Annotated in this window: 10 protein-coding genes; 7 read left to right on the plus strand and 3 right to left on the minus strand. The window is 42.2% G+C overall.

Annotation, left to right across the window (positions count from 1 at the left end; translation table 11 throughout):
* Positions 1-191: 191 nt before the first annotated feature.
* Positions 192-1739 (plus strand): sensor histidine kinase, encoded by a 1548-nt coding sequence (locus ACT7WV_RS07890; RefSeq protein WP_445102373.1) that lies wholly within the window; start codon positions 192-194, stop codon positions 1737-1739.
* A gap of 148 nt (positions 1740-1887) precedes the next feature.
* Here the strand turns inward: ACT7WV_RS07890 and ACT7WV_RS07895 are convergent, their stop codons facing one another.
* Positions 1888-2745, minus strand: a complete 858-nt coding sequence (locus ACT7WV_RS07895) for an EI24 domain-containing protein (protein ID WP_445102374.1) — start codon at positions 2743-2745, stop codon at positions 1888-1890.
* A 277-nt stretch (positions 2746-3022) separates the two neighbouring features.
* Here ACT7WV_RS07895 and ACT7WV_RS07900 point away from each other — a divergent pair, with 277 nt between their 5' ends.
* The 6 genes from ACT7WV_RS07900 (at position 3023) to ACT7WV_RS07925 (ending at position 13295) form a co-directional block, all read left to right on the plus strand.
* Complete coding sequence (locus ACT7WV_RS07900; RefSeq protein WP_445102375.1) at positions 3023-4342, plus strand: ATP-binding protein; 1320 nt, start codon at positions 3023-3025, stop codon at positions 4340-4342.
* A 151-nt stretch (positions 4343-4493) separates the two neighbouring features.
* On the plus strand, positions 4494-5501 hold the full coding sequence (locus ACT7WV_RS07905; protein WP_445102376.1) for a tellurite resistance TerB C-terminal domain-containing protein: 1008 nt from the start codon (positions 4494-4496) through the stop codon (positions 5499-5501).
* 128 nt (positions 5502-5629) lie between these two features.
* The gene (locus tag ACT7WV_RS07910; protein ID WP_445102377.1) at positions 5630-6961 is read left to right on the plus strand and encodes an ATP-binding protein; all 1332 of its coding nucleotides are present in this window, start codon (positions 5630-5632) and stop codon (positions 6959-6961) included.
* A 169-nt stretch (positions 6962-7130) separates the two neighbouring features.
* On the plus strand, positions 7131-7829 hold the full coding sequence (locus tag ACT7WV_RS07915; RefSeq protein WP_445102378.1) for a rhomboid family intramembrane serine protease: 699 nt from the start codon (positions 7131-7133) through the stop codon (positions 7827-7829).
* A gap of 64 nt (positions 7830-7893) precedes the next feature.
* Positions 7894-10065, plus strand: a complete 2172-nt coding sequence (locus tag ACT7WV_RS07920) for a DEAD/DEAH box helicase (RefSeq protein ID WP_445102379.1) — start codon at positions 7894-7896, stop codon at positions 10063-10065.
* A 572-nt stretch (positions 10066-10637) separates the two neighbouring features.
* Complete coding sequence (locus ACT7WV_RS07925) at positions 10638-13295, plus strand: GAF domain-containing protein (protein WP_445102380.1); 2658 nt, start codon at positions 10638-10640, stop codon at positions 13293-13295.
* A 339-nt stretch (positions 13296-13634) separates the two neighbouring features.
* Here the strand turns inward: ACT7WV_RS07925 and ACT7WV_RS07930 are convergent, their stop codons facing one another.
* Positions 13635-14288: a calcium-binding protein gene (locus tag ACT7WV_RS07930; RefSeq protein ID WP_445102381.1), complete on the minus strand. Its 654-nt coding sequence runs from the start codon at positions 14286-14288 to the stop codon at positions 13635-13637.
* A 250-nt stretch (positions 14289-14538) separates the two neighbouring features.
* Positions 14539-14961: a hypothetical protein gene (locus ACT7WV_RS07935; protein ID WP_445102382.1), complete on the minus strand. Its 423-nt coding sequence runs from the start codon at positions 14959-14961 to the stop codon at positions 14539-14541.
* Positions 14962-15281: the final 320 nt, after the last annotated feature.

A 15281-nucleotide genomic window follows, 5' to 3' on the forward strand; every position in this document is an offset into this window, starting at 1 on the left:
GGTGATAGGAGGACTTAACGATTTCCTCTGTAGACTTTTCTGGTCAAGTTCAAGAGATTGCGCTAGCAGTTACAAAACTTTATAGTTGATTGAGTATAACCGATAAAGTTTTCCCGTAGTTAGGCATAGGTACACCCCCTAAAGATGAGAGAATGATGGAAAATAATTAGTAGTGGGCTGAGGCAGTCGATGTGGGTCGCATTTTATTGCTAATAGATCACATAGAGAACTGCCGCTTATTAGCAAAATTGCTAGCAGATTCTTATCAGGTACTGCGGCCTGATGCTGAAAGTGGTTTCGGAGCCCAGGCTCCGGGACTATTAGCTGAGTCTTTTGACCTTGGCATCGTCAATGGTTCTGGTTTATCACAGCTGCGGGAGCAAATTAAAGCTAGACGAGAGAGTCAACAGCCAGTTTTTCTCCCCTTTATTTTGATTACTTCCCGTCCAGAGGTGGGGATGGCGACGGATAGTCTAGAGTACGTTATTGACGAGTTAATTAAGCTCCCGGTTGAGAAAGAAGAGCTAAAAACCCGGTTGAGAGTGCTGTTGCGATCGCGAGAGATGTCTTTAAAGCTCAAAGCAACCAATGAGCAACTCCAGCATGAGATTGTAGAACGCATTCAGACAGAAGCAGCACTGCGTTATAGTGATTGGCGCTTCCGACAGCTAGCAGAAAATATCAATCAAGTCTTCTGGCTTACCTCTTCTGATAAAACTCAGATGCTTTATGTCAGTCCAGCCTATGAGGCAATTTGGGGTCGTACCTCTCAGAGTCTTCAGGAGCAGCCTCTGTCCTGGCTAGATACAGTTCATTCAGAAGATCAACAGCTTGTCAGAGATTCTCTGGAAATTGAGATGCAAGGTAAGTTCAGCTCTCAGGAGTTCCGCATCGTACATCCAGAAAAAGGTATTCGTTGGCTAGAAAGTCGTGCTTTTCCCATCAAAAGTGATTCCGGAAAACTTGAGCGCATTGCTGGCATTGTAGAAGATATAACGGAGCGCAAGCAGGCGGACTTAGACACTCGTCAAGCACTCGAACGAGAAAAAGAACTCAATGAACTTAAGTCTCGTTTTGTTGCCATGGTTTCCCATGAATTTCGCAATCCTCTAAATGCTATTTCAGGGTTGACCCAACTTTTAGAACGCTATAGCAGCAGTTGGTCAGCAGAGAAAAAACAGGAGGTGTTTGGGCGCATTCGTGCTGGAGTCAACAAAATGGACAATCTTTTAGATGATGTTCTGCTAATTGGTCGGGCAGAAGTTGGCAAACTCAAGTTTGAACCAGTCCAGCTAGAATTGGAAAAGTTGTGCCGTGAATTGATTAATGAGCTACAACTAAGTACCGAGAGCAAACACCAGATTGAATTTACTTACCAAGGAAGTAAAACTGCTGTTGTTGACGAAAAATTACTGCGACAGATCCTGACTAACTTGCTTTCTAACGCCCTTAAATATTCCCCTAAAGGCAGCACAGTTGAATGCCAAGTAAATTGTCAAGCTTCACAGGTAACTTTTCAGATTCAAGACCAAGGAATTGGCATTCCGGAAAAAGACAAGCCGCGATTATTTGAATCCTTCCATCGAGCCGCTAATGTTGGCAAGATTCCCGGAACAGGATTGGGACTAGCAATTGTCAAGCAGTGCGTAGAACTGCATCAAGGTGAGATTACGGTGGAGAGTGAAGTTGGAGTAGGTACTACTTTTAGAGTCACACTCTCCTGGGGGGAGCAAAGATAGCAAGGTGAGCCACTAGTGAAGCGTGGTAATACTAATTTCATCTAATTGTGCAACTTACTTATTACCCTTCGCTCCGCTCAAGGGCATGCTTATTACCCTTCGCTCCGCTCAAGGGCATGCTTATTACTTTCTATCCTACCTTCTTGCACTAAGGATTTGGAACTCCTGAGGTTTTATTGAGTTTCCCCTGGGAGCCAGCTTTGGGGAGTTTGGGATAAACGCGATCGCACCAAAAGAGTGTGCCACCTGCCACACACAGAGGAATCGTGATCAGATTCAGCAGGGGTATCGTGATTAGCCCCATACACACCAGACTAAAACCCGCACTGGCTGGTAAGCTTGTTAAGACAATAGATAACTTTTTACGAAAACTCAAGCGTCGGCGTTCGGAAGGGCCATCTAAAAAATCTAGGCAGATAATGGTTGCGGTAAGTGTGACACCGCCAATAGTTGCCATTAATGTCCCCAAACCCGGTAACAAGTTCAGTACTAGTAGTGGTATGCCAATTGCCATCCCTAGCCCCAGTTTTTTCAATTCAAACAGGATGGCTCGCCCAATATCTCGGAAGATGCCCACTTCGACAATCTCTACTTTACCAGTACGTAGTTCTTCCATCTTTTCCGAGAGTTGACCGTACCAGGGTGCACCGAGGAGGGTGCCAAATTGTACCAACAAGAAGCCTGTGAAGAGAAATAGCAGCACTATCAGCAGAAAGTCTAGCAAGAAATCAACGCCACTTGAGAGAAACCGGAGAAAACCAAGCCAAGCGGGAAGGTTAACTAGAAGGCTGTCTAAACGATTAGACAGACTTATTTCCAGCTCCTCGGTGGCCCGCAAGCTAGGAAGGAGTAACCCGGCATAGAGGGCAATTCCAACTACAACATTCACCAAAATCGGTATCGCCAAATAGCTCCACAGACGAGGTGCGCGCCTCAGAACTGCTAGTACTCGCAGGGGGTAGGTTGCCCCTGTGAGAAATCCAAATCCACTAAGTATTTGCAACATACATATTATTTGTTTCTTGTCTAGTTTCTAAACCACTGCTGTAGTAATGCTAGATGAATTGTAAAAACTGCCTATTTGATCTCTTGTCCATCTGTGGTTAATTTTTTTGATCAATCATTGACTGCTATACCTAGTTCAACGTTTTAAGTCTATCTGAGGTCAGGCGATTCTCTCTTCTGAAAAGGAGTAAGATTTCCCTACGCTCATGCTGTGCCATTACATGGAAAGATTAAATATTGTCTAATTACACCCCCATAATCTAACTGTTAGCTCATTAATGGTTATCTCAACTACTGCCTCAATTCAATTACTCGAATGTCAATTGGCTTCTCTGCTACTTTATCAATGTGTCTTGTGTGGCCCCGTCGGCTTTGGTTTTGTTGAGCTGCTGCAAGCTCTCAGTCACAGCGATCATCAGGGATTAAATAGTCTGATGGCTTATGGCAAGTGGTTTAAAGCCCTAGCTGAGATTAACCAAAGCTGGCCAGACTACCTACTGAGTAAAGTCCTTCAAGATGATAATCCTTTTACTCGACAAGTTCAGTCAACACCCCTGGGGGATTTGCCTCCTGCCTTAGTCACTGCGGCCAAGCAGGATTTGCAAGCCTTGCAGAGTCTTTGCCAATGCAGTAGCAAACAAATGGCTGTCTGGGTACAGGAAATCTCTGATCTGCCTCACACTCCTGCTCATTGGCATCAGGAGCAGTATGTTGGTTTATCAGAGTTCGTCTCAATGCGAGAAAAACTCCAGAAGCGCGAAAATTGGGCGGATGCACTAGAAGATTTGGTTGCTTACTACCGCAAGCATGGCACAGGTAAATTTGCCCAGTATTCTGCCTTGCGCTGGCATTCGGGAGAACTGATTGGTATTGCTCACCCTGATGCGATCGCTCTCCAGGAATTAGTGGGTTATCAGTCTCAAAAGGAGGCTTTAGTCCAGAATACAGAGTTTTTACTAGCGGGATATCGGGCTTTGAATGTCCTACTCTATGGCAGTCGTGGCTCTGGCAAGTCTTCTTTAGTCAAGGCTCTGTTACAAAAATATAGTGAGCGGGGATTGCGCTTAGTTGAAGTGGCGAAATCTGACTTGCAAGATCTACCAGTAATTGTTGAGCAATTGCGGGATACTCCTCAGAAGTTTATTATTTTTGTAGATGATCTTTCTTTTGAAGAAGATGATGACGCTTTCAAGGCTCTGAAAGTTGTCTTGGAAGGGAGTATCATGGAAAGACCGCAAAATGTCGTAGTTTACGCCACCTCTAATCGACGTCATTTGGTACGAGAGTTTTTTGCTGAGCGCCCCCGTCCCCAAGATCATGATGAAGTCCATGTTTGGGATACTTTGCAGGAGAAGCTTTCTTTTAGCGATCGCTTTGGTTTGACCCTGACTTTTGAACCAGCGGATCAAGACACTTATCTAGTTATTGTCCGGCATTTAGCAACACAAGCTAGGATCAATCTTGCAGAGGAAGAGTTAGTGTTTCGCGCTTTGCAGTGGGCAACCCGTAATAATGGGCGTTCGGGGCGTACTGCAAGGCAATTTGTGGATTTTTTGAGAGCTGAGTTGGCTATTTTTGATAGTAATTACCATTTGTAGAATTTACTGATTATTTTTATTCCGTTATCTCCTTCTTCTCCATAATTGATCAGAAAAATTAACCAGAGATGGGCAAGAGATACACAAGAGATAAAATAGGGAATTCTCGCAATTGATTTAGGATTGCTATAGATGCTTCAAAGTACAGCTAATGCAATCCCCTAAGCTAGCTAATCAGGTGACTATCGGTGTCATTACTTTTGCTGTCAGCTTTATCCTGGGATTCATCGTAAACCGAGATGGCAAGCAGGCACTGTTAACTGGTTTAATTGCGGTTCCGGCTAGCTATACAGGAGTAATAGTTGCCAGTAAAAGACGCACCAATCAGGAGAGATTAGTTAAATATTCTCTAATAAATCAAATTGAGGAACTTGAGGAAGAAGAAGAGCAACTATATGACACACTCTCTCTAGTCAAGACGACAACAGAGCAATTAGAAGCTAGTATCAGTAATTTATATACAGAACGCCTCCAGTTATTAAGCCGCGTCTCAGAACTGCATAGCCAAAGAGATCTATTAAATCATGACTTAATCCTTCTCCAGAATCAAAAACAACAAACGATCAAAGCATCCCAGGAACTGCAAGCAGAAATTCAAGCTTTTGAAAGGCATCAAAGAGAACTTAGCCAAACTCTTTCAGTAAGAGTTGCAGAACTAGAGAGGGCAGAAAATCACAAACACTCTTTACAAACAGAACTCAACCAACTGCAAGCTCAAATTACAGAACAAGAAAAAAACAAGGATACACTGCAACAGGAATTAATCAAGTTTGAGGCAATAATAAAACAGCATAAATTTGCCTTGATCAATTTCAATGACTCTACGAAAACTGCCCCAACTAACTCAAGGCTTCCCACAGAATTACCCCTAGAATGGACTAATTTGATGGTACAGCTCCCTGAACACGAAGTGAAGATTCTCAAAGCTGTAGCAGAACAAGACAATCCCCTGGCAACTATCAAGAGTATTGCTGAAGAAAAGATTACTATGCCTGAACTATTAATTGATTCCATCAATGAACGTGCTTTAGATACAGTTGGTGATCTGCTAATCGAGCCAGGTTCTAATCCTCCAGTGATTGCCGATCATGAATATTTAGTAGCTTTACAGCAAATGATCAGGGTCTACGAAGATAGTATAAATAAAGATAAAATATAAAACAGTTTGTGCAAATATTAATTATATACAAATGCAGCTTATTGCCAGGATAAATCATGACTAATTTGCCGATATTGGTGTAGGTTATAACAGAAGTATCATCTCGATAGAATAAACACTTAAAGCAAATGACAAATCTCAAAATTAACAAGCGAGAATCTACGGCATTACTCACTTCTCTAGGTGCCGGAGTTGTGCCCAGAGTTGGTTTAGAACATATTGCTGTTGGTCGAGAAAAAGAATTGGCTGCACTATCACAAGACTTGGAAAATATTAGTGATGGTGGTGCTGCTTTCCGTTTCATTATCGGGCGTTACGGTTCCGGGAAAAGTTTTATGCTTCAGTTGATTCGTAATCAAGCAATGGAGCAAGGTTTGGTAGTAGCAGATGGGGATTTATCACCAGAAAGGCGACTAGCAGGAACTAAAAATCAGGGGGTAGCAACCTATCGAGAATTGATGAAAAATATTGCCACAAGAACTAATCCTAATGGCGGTGCGATCGCTCTAATTTTGGAAAAATGGATTAGTGGTATTTTGGCTCAAGTTGCTCAAGAAACGGGGCTACGTCACAAGGATGAAGGTTTTGATGACAAAGTAGAATCAAAAATTCTCGAAGTCGTCAATCATTTAGAAGGATTAGTCCATGGGTTTGATTTTGCCAGCGTAATCACTGCTTATTGGCGTGGCTACCGCGAGGATGATGATCATAAAAAAGATGCCGCTTTGCGCTGGCTAAGGGGAGAGTTTGCTAATAAAACTGAAGCCAAGTCAGCTTTAGGAGTGCGAGTAATTATTGATGATGAGACTTGGTACGACTATATTAAGCTGTTCGCCAGATTTGTTGCTGATATTGGCTACAAAGGGCTACTAATTCTATTAGATGAAGCTGTGCATTTGTATAAAATTACCCATACTGGCTCTCGTCAAGGTAACTACGACAAATTACTGGCAATATTCAATGATACGATGCAGGGTAAGGCAGAACACCTGGGTATTATTATTGGGGGAACGCCTCAGTTTTTAGAAGATTCACGCCGGGGATTGCAAAGTGAAGCAGCTTGGCAAACTCGCTTAGCAAAAAGCCGTTTTCTTAATAATTCTGGCTATGAAGATACTACCTCACCTGTGATTGAGCTAGAAAGCTTAACAACGGAGGAACTCTCCCAGCTTTTAGGACGCTTAGCCCAAGTTCATGGTATTCATTACAAGTATAAAAAAACCCTCTCGGTTAAAGAATTAGCAGAATTTAAGCAAGTGCTTGCTAGCCGTTTAGGGGCTGAAAAACTCTTGACACCAAGAGAAGTTGTCCGAGACTTAATTAGTGTTTTGAATATTCTCCAGCAAAATCCCCAAGTAACTTTCAAAGAATTAATCTATAATTCAAATTTTCACTCCAGTAGTGGGCAGACAAATTCAGATAAGGATGAAAACAGCGAATTTGCTGAGTTTACTTTATGATACAAAACTAATTACTTAAACCCGTCTTGCGATATTATTGAGCATTGAATTCGTTGCCTTCTATAGCAATTTTAGATTAACAGTGAAATCTGCCTATTTTATCTCTGTGCATCTGTATGCATCTGTGGTTAATTTTTCTCATTTATTTAGATAAAGAGGAACAACATCTGTGTTTCCCATTAGTGACAACAATCCCACCAGCCGTACATCCTATGTGACTTACGCGCTAATTGCCATCAACATCGTGGTGTTCATACATGAACTGAGTTTAAGTCAACCTCAGTTAAATAGTTTTTTTCAGCTTTATGCCCTAGTTCCTAAAGAATTAACCGCCAGCTTCAGCGGTATGCCTGTAAATCAAGCAGTACCAGAACCACTGACATTGGTAACTTCCCAGTTTCTGCACGGTGGTTTTATGCATATCATCGGTAATATGCTGTTTTTATGGATTTTTGGCAATAATATTGAAGACAGACTCGGTCACATCAAGTACATCATCTTTTACCTTGCTTGTGGTGTTTTAGCAGCTTTAGCCCAGTGGATTTTCTCCACCCAATCAGGTATCCCTTCCCTAGGTGCTAGTGGTGCGATTGCAGGTGTTATGGGTGCTTATATTCTCAAGTTCCCTCAGGCCAGTATCCGGACTTTAATTTTCCTTGGCCCTTTTGTCACCTTTTACAATATACCAGCCATCTTTTTTCTGGGTTTGTGGTTTGTACAGCAGGCAATCAGCGGTATTGCTAGTTTAGGCATACAGACTGACGTTGGAGAAAGTGGTGGTATTGCCTATTGGGCTCACGCTGGAGGTTTTGTTTTTGGTGCAATCCTTGGCCCACTTTTAGGCTTACTTTCTGATGATCGTGAATAATTTCTCTGGGTATGAGAAGAGTTTAATAAATCAGATTTCTCTATTTATAGACGCATAATTTTCTATGAGTCAGCAGACTTTTGACAGACTTGCTCCCTTTATTCAGGAATACATTTACACCCACGGCTGGACTGAATTAAGACAAATCCAAATCGAAACATCTAGGGTAATTCTTGATACTGAGGCTCATCTTTTGGTGTCTGCTGGCACTGCTTCCGGGAAGACGGAAGCTGCCTTTCTCCCAGTTTTGACAATACTGCACCACAACCCTGCATCAACTATTGGAGTACTCTACATCAGCCCGATTAAAGCCCTAATTAATGATCAATTTGAACGCCTCAACGACTTACTAAAAGAAGCTAATATTCCTGTGTGGGCTTGGCATGGTGATGTCTCTCAAAGTCGGAAAAAACAACTACGAAAAAATCCCCAGGGCGTATTGCAAATTACGCCCGAATCCCTAGAAAGCTTGTTAATCAACCAACCGGACGAACTAACCCGCCTGTTCGGAGATTTGCGGTTTGTAATTATTGATGAAATCCATGCCTTTATGGGTTCTGAACGCGGTAGCCAAATTCTCTGCCAACTAGCACGTCTCTCCAGATACTTAGAAAATGCACCGCGTCGGATTGGCTTATCAGCAACTCTGGGGGATTACTCCTTAGCCGAAAAATGGTTGCAATCAGGAACTAATAGACAAGTTATTACTCCCCAAGTTCAGGGAGGGCAGCGTAAAGTTCAGCTAGCAGTTGAACATTTTTATCTTACTAAAGAAGAGGCATCAGCCAGCAATCCTTACTATCAATACATTTTCAACTACAGCAAATCTCGCAAGTGCTTAATCTTTGCGAACAATCGCACTGAGGTAGAATTAGTTGTTGCTAACTTGCGTCAAATTGCCCAGGCAAACAAACTACCCGACATTTATCACGTCCATCACGGCAGCATTGCCACCCCCTTACGACAAGCGGCAGAAGAGGCAATGCGTGAGACTGCCCCGGCTGTAACAGCGGCCACCGTAACCCTTGAATTAGGCATCGATATTGGCCAATTAGAACGGGTGATTCAACTAAATGCCCCTCTTTCCGTCTCCAGTTTCTTGCAGCGATTGGGACGTACTGGTAGGCGAGGTAGCCCAGCAGATATGCGGTTTGTGTGTACCGAGGCCGAACCTTTGGGGGAAGAATTGCTACCTGAACAAATACCTTGGCAATTGTTGCAGTGTATTGCCATCATTCAGCTTTACTTAGAAGAACGCTGGATTGAGCCGATAGAACCTGTCAAATATCCCTTGAGTTTATTGTACCATCAGACCATGAGCATTTTAGGGTCAGTAGGAGAACTATCACCCGTGGCTCTTGCTCAACAAGTGTTAACTTTGCCCAGTTTCGCGGCCATTTCCCAGGAAGATTTTCGGCAACTATTGCGTTATTGGATAGATATTGACCATCTCCAACTCACGGAAAAAGGTGGCTTAATTATTGGTTTAACGGGAGAAAAAGTTGTTCGCAACTTCCGCTTTTATGCCGTATTTCCCGATAATTTGGAATACATTGTCCGAGAGGAATTTCGGGAAATTGGTAGCATTGTGATGCCTTTACCAGCCGGGAATTGTTTTGCCCTAGCCGGGAAAACTTGGGAAGCCATCGATATTGATCGCAAAAGCAAAATTATCTTTGTCAAAGAAGTTTCCGGATTGGCTAATACTTCCTGGCGTAGTAGTAGTGGTAGCATTGATACGAAAATCCTCTCGCGAATGCGAAAAGTTCTCTTAGAAGATACTCAATATCCTTACTTGCAAAATCAGGCAAAAGAACGCCTCAAAGCTGCTCGTCAACTGGCTCATACTACGGGATTGGCAGAAGATTATCTACTACCGATTGCCGATGATCTTTGCTGTATCTTTCCTTGGATGGGGACAGTTACCTATAACACCTTAGAACGCTACCTTAACTCCTGTGTGAGGCAGTCTCTGGACATCAAAAGTATTAAAGGTAAGTCCCCCTACTTTCTAATTGTTAAATTAGGAGAAGATAAATGCCAAAAGCTTTATACAGAGATTAATAGCTTCCGTAAACAAAGCTTAACCGCAGATGACTTACTTGCCTCTGTGGAAGTAGCCAAACGGCAAAAATATGATGATTTTATCCCCAATAATCTGCTACGCAAAGCCTTTGCCCTCGATTATCTGAACGTCGAAGCCTTAAAACACCATCTGAATAGTTGGCAGTTATAACAATTAAAATCGAATTGTTAAAGTGCTGCTACATATCTGTGTCTATCTGTGTTTTTCTTGCTCACAGATCATCTAAGACTGCCAGAGAAGCATGGTCACCTAATTAAAAGTAAGATTAGCCTTTATCTATGTTAATTATCAGCATAATTAATAAAACTTAAAACTTAAACAAAGCTTAACTAATTTACCAAGCGACATCGATTATCATATATCTAAAGGTGGTCGCTACAAAAATCAGAAAAAATTTGCGTATCTTTACGGAAGTAAAACTGGCGATACTAAAACTAAGATATTAGTGCATCCCAAAAAAACCATAAGTCAACTGTTTGTTGCTCGCTGAATAAATTAAATTTCTCTTTCAGGCGATTTACTAACTACCAACCTCACTAACAACCTGAGTCTAGAGAGTTTAAGTAAGCATTATTTGCCACAAGTTTGCCAGACTTTGACTAGCTAATTACGCATAGAAGAGCAGTCTGTTATGGCGTACAAATCAATTATTAACAGGGTATTATCAGCAGCAAAGTTGACTAATAACTAACAAAAAATTAACCTAAAATAGCTGCCAAATCATGACTAGTCAATTAAATACAACTTTCCTGGGAGTAAGAGCAATCAGCTCATTAGCTAGCCGCTTCAACATCTCAAAGCAGCACCCTGAATCTCAAAAAGCACAGCTTTTTGGAGATATTGCCTCTCATATAGATCTACTAGATATTAACTACATCTATCAGCGAACTGTCGAAGGAGCGCGAGAAATCTTGCAGGCAGATCGAGTGATGATCTATAACTTTGATGCTGATTTAAACGGAACGATCACAGCCGAATCTGTGGTTCCTGGATATACCAAATCACTTCACGACCAAATAACTGATACTTGTTTGCAAGAAAGCAAGGGAGGACTTTATCGAAATGGTCGCATCTGTGCCATCAATGATATTTATCGAGCAGGTTTGGCAGATTGCCACATTCAAATGTTAGAAAAATATCAAATCAGGGCTAACTTAGTAGTACCACTTCTCAAAAATAATCATCTACTAGGTTTATTGATTGCTAATCAGTGTAACCAACCACGAGTTTGGCAACCAGAAGACATTGATTTCTTGGTACAGTTGGCCGCGCAAGTCTCACTTTGCTTGGGAGACAAGAGCTTTTTGAAACTAAGGGCAAAAGCTGGCCAGGAGAGTTCCTTTTCTCGAGTTGCTCTGCGCCTGCGTGAATCTCTGGAACCAGAGGTAGTCTTCAACACAGCAGCCAGAGAAATTAGACAAGTCCTCGAAGTAGATCGAGTAGTCATTTGCCGCCTCAGTCCCAGCAACCAAGAGGGTAAAATCTTTAATGAGTCAGTTGTCTCAGCATGGCCATCTATGTTAGATCGGCAATTAGCCGTTCCTGAGTCAGAAGAGCGTTATCTAGAGGGATTTGCTAGGGGCTATCTCCAGCCCATCAGTAATATTCTTCAAGAAGCCACTCTTAAAGATACTGAGATTACTTTATCAGAGCAGTACCAAATTAAGTCCAGTTTAGTGGCACCGATACACTTAGGTAAACAACTCATCGGCTTAATTATTGCCCATCAGTGCTCAACAACTCGAACCTGGGAAACATCTACTATTGAATTATTTAAGGAGTTAGCAGTTCAAGTCAGTTTTGCTCTTGAGCAAGCTACTCTCTTAAAAACTGCGGCAATTGAGCGTCAACGAACACAACTAGTAGCAGACTTTACCTGCCGCATTCGTCGATCTCTCACCTCAGAAGAAATTCTCAGCACTTCCCTAGAAGAAATCCGAAACACTCTAGAAACAGACCGGGTGCTACTCTATCACTTTAATCCAGATGGCAAAAGTGGAGAAATTAGATCACAAGCAGTGGTAACAGGTTGCTCAGAAGCTCAGGGACTTGTGTGTAATAAACTGGTAGAGTTTGAAAATTTAGGGGCCTATAGAATGGGCAAAGTTGGCATTTCCTACAATGTTTACCGAGACGGTCTTACCCCCACTCACTATAAAATTCTAGAAAGCCTGCAAATTAAAGCCAGCTTAGTTGCTCCCATTTTCCAAAGAAACCAACTTGTCGGTTTCTTGTGTGCTCATCAATGCTCTGGTAGCCGCGACTGGCAGGAGCCTGAATTATTACTCCTTAAAAGTCTAGCCGCACAAATTGGGTTTGCCCTAGAACAAGCCCAACTTATGGAGCAAATCAGGGGGTTTTCTACTCAACAACATCAACAAAATCAGTCGCTTCAGGAACAACTTTCTGACCTAATTAGAGATTTTGAAGGGATAGCTGAGGGAGATCTTACGGTTCGCACCCAAGTCAAAGATGATGATTTCAGCACTCTAGCCGTATTTTTCAATATGATTATTGAAAGCCTACAAGCAATTGCAGTGCAAGTCAAAAAGTCAACAACTCAGGTTAATGCTTCACTAGGAGAAAACTCAGGAGCAATCCGTCAGTTAGCGACTGCTGCCTTTAAACAAGCCCAAGAAACTACTCGTATTTTGGGTTCGGTTGAGCAAATGACTTATTCAATTCAAGAGGTAGCTGATTATGCCAACCGTGCAGCAAAAGTAGCCCACACTGCTACCATAACTGCTGAAGCTGGCACCAAAACCATAGAACGAACGGTTGATAAAATATCTAAACTGCGGGAAACCGTGGCAACAGTTGCCAAAAAAGTGGAGCTTTTCGGAGAATCTTCTCAACAGATTTCCCAGGTTGTTTCTTTAATTAATCAAATCGCCTTGCAGACCAATTTGTTAGCGATGAATGCTGGTTTAGAAGCCGCTAAAGCGGGCAAAGAAGGTCAGGGTTTTGCCGCAGTTGCCAAACAAGTTAGCGAATTAGCACAGCGCTCCACTAGAGCTACACAAGAAATTGAGCAGATTGTCGAAAAAATTCAGCAAGAAACAACTCAAGTGGCTAAGGTGATTAAACAGGGAACAAGCGAGGTAACTGAAAGTACTGAGTTGGCTGAAGAAACCAAACAATATCTGAGTCAAATTCTCGAAGTATCTCGCCAAATTGACCAATTAGTCGCGTCGATTTCCCAAAATACTGTGTCTCAGGTCGATACTTCTCAGGTAGTTACTGAGTTAATCAAACAGATAACTCAGGCTTCTGAAGAAACCTCTAAGTCTTCTGAGCAAATTTCTGGATCTTTGCAACAAACTGTAGCAGTAGCGCAGCAGCTAAAAGCATCTGTGGGAGTCTTCAAAGTTGATGAGTAGCACTGGGCACTATCTTCATCAGGTATGAGTCTGTTTGTTCTCGGGTTGTACTCGTTTTCCCTTGCCAAATTACCTCAAGATGAGATACCGGATTTCTCTAAGAAGTCCGGTATCTGAAATGCTAAGTATCTGAAAGTCGGATGTTACTTATTGCTGAGCTGGTGGTAACTCTTGAGAAAAGTGCTAAAGGCTGTTATAGTTCTATGGTCTTCTCTAAAGATTTACAATTAGCTTTCAATTGCCCCACTGGCAGGTAGTCTGGAAACAATCAGCTAGTTGGGGTAAGAGAAAGCAATCATCAATACCAAACAGCGACTTCCAGGCAATTTAAACAGGTTTTTAGGCAGAGATAAAGTCCAGCGAAGCGACAACATTAGTCGTGTTTTCCACATAGGCAATCAATTCGCCCTTGTAGTTAATATCAATACCGTTAGCAAACGGAGTTAGGGAGTAGTCGCTGACACTACCATAGACTTGAATCTTATCGCCTTCGGCGTAGTTAAAGTCAGTAATAGTCGCATAGCCACTATCTTGGTAGAAGGCACTATAGGCATCACCAATCACAAAGGTATCAGCATCGGCACCACCACTTAAGGTGTCGTACTCATAGCTGCTGTAACCATAGCCGTTAAGCCAATCATTTCCGGCTTCACCATATAAGGCATCGTTGCCACTGCCACCAGTCAGCGTATCATCGCCATTGTAGCCGTACAGAGTATCGTTGCCGGCTTCACCGTAGAGGTTGTCATTTCCTGTCCAACCATCGAGGGTGTCATTACCTTCGTAGCCATACAGGGTGTCATTACCTTCGTCGCCGAACAGATAGTCATCTCCTGTCCAACCGTCGAGGGTGTCATTACCTGTTCCGCCGTAAATGTTGTCATTGCCAGCGTCACCGTAGGCGTAATCATCACCGCCTTTGGCGTCAATATAGTCGTTGTAGTAAGTGCCGTATAGGTTGTCAGCCCAGTTAGTACCAATAATATCAGACATGGAAGTTGCTCCTAATGTGATGAAGTGATTTCGGGAAAGAGTTAATGCTAGTGAATGCGCCCTACAATTGAGTGATTACCTTGGAGAAAAATCCCTGGCTTGGGGATTGATACCTATCTTGGTAACAGAAGTTAAACTTCTTATTCAACTCTAGTTTGTAGTGGATAATCACCTATATTTTTATTGTGATATCTAACTGGAATACTGACAGTACCTTTGAGGGTAATCTCTTCCGTAAGAGCGGTACAAATTAGTAACCAGCAGAAACAAAGTCATAGGAGGCGATGACATTGGTGGTGTTTGCCACATGAGCAATCAAATCACCTTGGTAGTAAATATCTGTGCCACTACCGTAAGGAGTAACTTGATAGTTGTAGGCACTACCATAGACTTGGATTTTATCACCTTCAAGATAGTTAAAGTCGTTAATAGTAGCGTAACCTCCACCTTGGTAGTAGGAACCGTAGTAATCCCCAATCACAAAGGTATCAGCACCGTAACCACCACTTAAACTATCGTACTCGTAGCCATCTTGGTAATAATAACCACCGACAAGTGTATCATCACCGTAACTACCGACTAGGGTATCACTACCTTCATAACCATCGATATAATCGTTGTAGTAGGTGCCAGTTAGGTAGTCGCCGTAGTAAGTTCCAGAAACGTAAGACATTGGTTTTTGCTCCTAATTCTTGAGTAAATTTTTCAGGGCAGAAAAACAGAAGTTAGTCGTGTTTGCTTACTTGCGTAGTTCGTTTTTCGCTCTTATATATTTCTCGGTATTAGTCCTAACTCTTACGCAAGGTATCAGGTCTTTTTTACAAAACCTTACACAAATGCTCAGCCAATGGTTAATCTCTCTATCTCTGTACAAGAAGCGCTGCTGTAGAGGAGGGAAATGATTAATTGCCTACTAAAGAATTCTGTCCTACTATTTACTTGTGATAAAATAAAAATGTTGCAATACTAACCTAATAAAAAAATCATCAAGCT

Source organism: Symploca atlantica LB2515, assembly GCF_052546295.1.